Consider the following 3,050-nt stretch of genomic DNA (forward strand, 5'->3'; position numbering starts at 1 on the left):
CCCGCGGGTGCGGGGAGGCCGCCGTCGTTCGCACGAGGGCCGGCTACGGCCGGGTGAAGGTGAGGTGGGTGACGCCGCTCGGGCTGCTCACCGCCTCGGTGCGGAAGCGCTGCTCCAGCCCTTCGAGCCCGTCCCAGAGCCGCTCGCCCCGGCCGAGCAGCACCGGCACCACGACCACGTGCAGGTGGTCGACCAGATCGGCGGCCAGGAAGGCGCGGACGCTGCTCGGGCCGCCGCCGATCCGCACGTCCAGGCCGCCGGCCGCCTCCCTGGCCCGGCGCAGCGCCTCCTCGGGGGAGGCGTCCAGGAAGTGGAAGACCGTCCCGCCGTCCATCTCCACCGAGGGGCGCGGATGGTGGGTGAGCACGAAGACCGGGGTGTGGAACGGCGGGTTCGGCCCCCACCAGCCCCGCCAGTCCTCGTCCTGCCAGGGGCCGCGCTGCGGGCCGAACTTGTTGCGGCCCATGATCTCCGCGCCGATGCCGTCGGCCCAGGTGCGGGCGATCGCGTCGTCCACGCCGGTGCTGCCGCCCTCCTCGCCCTGCATCCGCCGGAACGTCCGGGTGCCGAAGAACCAGCTGTGCAGCCGGCCGCCGGCGTGGCCGAACGGTGCGTCGAGGCTCTGGCCCTCGCCCGTGCCGTAGCCGTCCAGGGAGATCGAGAAGTTGTGGACCCGGACCAGGGACATCGCAGCCTCCGCCGCTCGGCGCCTCGGCGCGCACCGGTCGGCCGCGCCCCGTTTCGCGGGCCACGCTAACCCGCGGCTCCGACGCCATGACGTTCCGTCACCGTCCCGGGCGTGGCGGGTGGGACGGGTGCGGAGCGCGTGGAGGAAGAGGAGGGGAGCGGGGGAGAAGCGGTGCAGCCGTCACGCTATTGTCGTGCCTTCTTCATCCTGAGCACGCCCGGGCGGGCGATGCTTCGTCAGGCTGCCCGGGAGCAGGGCGGCCGGCATCCCACGACTTGGGGGACCGTTCCGATGACCGTACGCCGCACCCTGACCGGACTCCTGGCCGCCGGCCTGATCGCCGCCGCGGCCGCGCTGATCCCGACCGCCCCGGCGGACGCCACCACGGCCGGGCCGGGCGACCTGCCGTTCGGCTCCGCGACCACCGTCGGCCTCCACAACACCTACGACCCGGCGGCCTTCCCGTACCTCGCCCAGGGCCTGGACACCGGCACCGGGATGATCGAGCTGGACCTCTGGCCGAACATCTTCACCAAGCGGTGGCAGGTCAGCCACTCCAACCCGTTCGGCAACTCCAACAACTGCACCGCCGCGAGCACCCCCGCGCAGCTGTACGGCGGCAGCACCGACCAGTACCTGGAGAACTGCCTGGACGACGTCCGGGTCTGGCTCGCCGCGCACCCGGGCGCCGGGCCGCTGGTGATCAAGCTGGAGCTCAAGCCGGGCTACTCGGCCGACCTCGGGATGGGCCCGGACCAGCTGGACGCGCTGATCGCCGACCACCTGGGCTCCGCGGTGCTGCGCCCGGCCGACCTGCTGGCCAAGCCCGGCGGCGGCTCGTACGCGAGCGTCGACGAGGCGGTGCGGGCGGGCAACTGGCCGCGCCGCTCGGCGCTGGCCGGGAAGGTGCTGCTGTACGCGATCCCGGGCACCGTCGAGCTGGGCAACCCCTTCGACACCCTGCACACCGACGTGGAGCAGGGCCGGCACCTGCGCGACCTGGCGGCGGCGGGCCGGATCGGCCAGGCGCAGGTCTTCCCGTCCGTGCTCGGCGCCGCCACCGGCGACCCGCGGAGCCAGTACACCGGCGCGGACACCTCGATCCGGCCCTGGTTCGTGGTCTTCGACGGCGACGCCTCCACCTTCGTCAGGACCATCGACACCGCCTGGTACGACAACGCCCACTACCTGCTGGTGATGACGGACTCCCACCTGGTCGCCCCGGAGATCAGTGCCACCGACCCGACGGCCGACCAGGCGAGGGCCCGCACCGAGCAGCTGGCGAAGGCGCACGCGAGCATCGTCTCCAGTGACTGGCGCCGGCTGGCGTCGGTCCAGTCGCTGGTGCTGTCGCGCGGCTGACCTGGTCAAGTCCTGGGAGGGACAGCGAAGTTGACCGGAGGTGAAGAGTTGGAACGGGGCTTCCGGAGGGCCCGGAGGATCGCCATCCTGGTTGTCATGACCCGAACTCTACGCGCGTGGAAGACCCGCGTCGCCGCCACCGCCACCGTCGCCCTGGTCACCCTCGCGCCGATCGCCGTCGCCACCGAGGCGCACGCCGCGGTGAGCGGCTCGGTGTGCCTGTCGGCCCTGCCCTCCCAGGCCCACACCACCCTCAACCTGATCGCCTCCGGCGGTCCCTTCCCGTACAGCCAGGACGGCGTCGTCTTCCAGAACAAGGAGCGCGTGCTGCCCGCGCAGGCGACCGGCTACTACCACGAGTACACCGTGGTCACCCCGGGCTCGCCGACCCGCGGCACCCGTCGCATCGTCACCGGCAAGCAGTACCACGAGGACTACTACACCGCCGACCACTACGTGACCTTCCGCAAGGTCGACTTCGGCTGCTGACCCGGCCACCGATCCACCGGACAGCCCCGGGCCCCGGCGCCGCACCCCGCGCCGGGGCCCGGGGTTTGCGCTCGGGGCCCGTCCGGTAGCGTCGGCGGCGTCCCGGCAACGACTCCCGGAGGTTCCCGTGCCGCAGATCCTGGTCGACCACTCGGCCGAACTCGACTTCGACCGGACGGCGCTGGCCGCCGAGGTCCACCAGGCGATCACCGAGGTGATCGACACCACGGTGGCGGACTGCAAGACGCTCTTCCGCCCCGCCGGCGGCCATCGGGTCGGCGACGGGACGAGCGGCGAGGCCGTGGTGCTGGTCGAGGTGAAGATCCTGGCCGGCCGCAGCGCCGAGCAGCGCGCCGAGCTGACCGCCCGGGTGCTCGCCGCCCTGCGCGCCCGGATCGCCGGGCCCGCCGCCATCGGCGTCCAGGTCACCGAACTCGACCGGGACACCTACCGGTTCGTCCACCACCCGGGGCACTGACCCGGAAAGCGGCGACGGCGCCGGGCCCGCGGG

The 3,050-nt window shown here is 73.4% G+C and carries 4 protein-coding genes; 3 read left to right on the forward strand and 1 reads right to left on the reverse strand.

Going from position 1 to position 3,050, the window contains the following annotated elements; translation table 11 throughout:
* Positions 1 to 43: 43 nt before the first annotated feature.
* Positions 44 to 688 carry a dihydrofolate reductase family protein gene (locus ACFRQN_RS40335; protein ID WP_074003175.1) on the reverse strand — a complete coding sequence of 215 codons (645 nt, stop codon included), beginning with the start codon at positions 686 to 688 and terminating at the stop codon, positions 44 to 46.
* A gap of 291 nt (positions 689 to 979) precedes the next feature.
* Between ACFRQN_RS40335 and ACFRQN_RS40340 the strand changes: the two genes are divergently transcribed.
* The 3 genes from ACFRQN_RS40340 (at position 980) to ACFRQN_RS40350 (ending at position 3,017) form a co-directional block, all read left to right on the forward strand.
* Positions 980 to 2,050 carry a phosphatidylinositol-specific phospholipase C domain-containing protein gene (locus tag ACFRQN_RS40340; protein ID WP_063780152.1) on the forward strand — a complete coding sequence of 357 codons (1,071 nt, stop codon included), beginning with the start codon at positions 980 to 982 and terminating at the stop codon, positions 2,048 to 2,050.
* A gap of 96 nt (positions 2,051 to 2,146) precedes the next feature.
* Positions 2,147 to 2,539 (forward strand): ribonuclease domain-containing protein, encoded by a 393-nt coding sequence (locus tag ACFRQN_RS40345; protein WP_074003174.1) that lies wholly within the window; start codon positions 2,147 to 2,149, stop codon positions 2,537 to 2,539.
* Between the two features lie 127 nt (positions 2,540 to 2,666).
* Positions 2,667 to 3,017 carry a 5-carboxymethyl-2-hydroxymuconate Delta-isomerase gene (locus ACFRQN_RS40350; protein WP_375877678.1) on the forward strand — a complete coding sequence of 117 codons (351 nt, stop codon included), beginning with the start codon at positions 2,667 to 2,669 and terminating at the stop codon, positions 3,015 to 3,017.
* The last annotated feature ends 33 nt before the right edge of the window (positions 3,018 to 3,050 follow it).

Source organism: Kitasatospora sp. NPDC056800 (genome assembly GCF_042789775.1).
In the GTDB taxonomy this organism is placed as follows: Bacteria; Actinomycetota; Actinomycetes; order Streptomycetales; family Streptomycetaceae; genus Kitasatospora.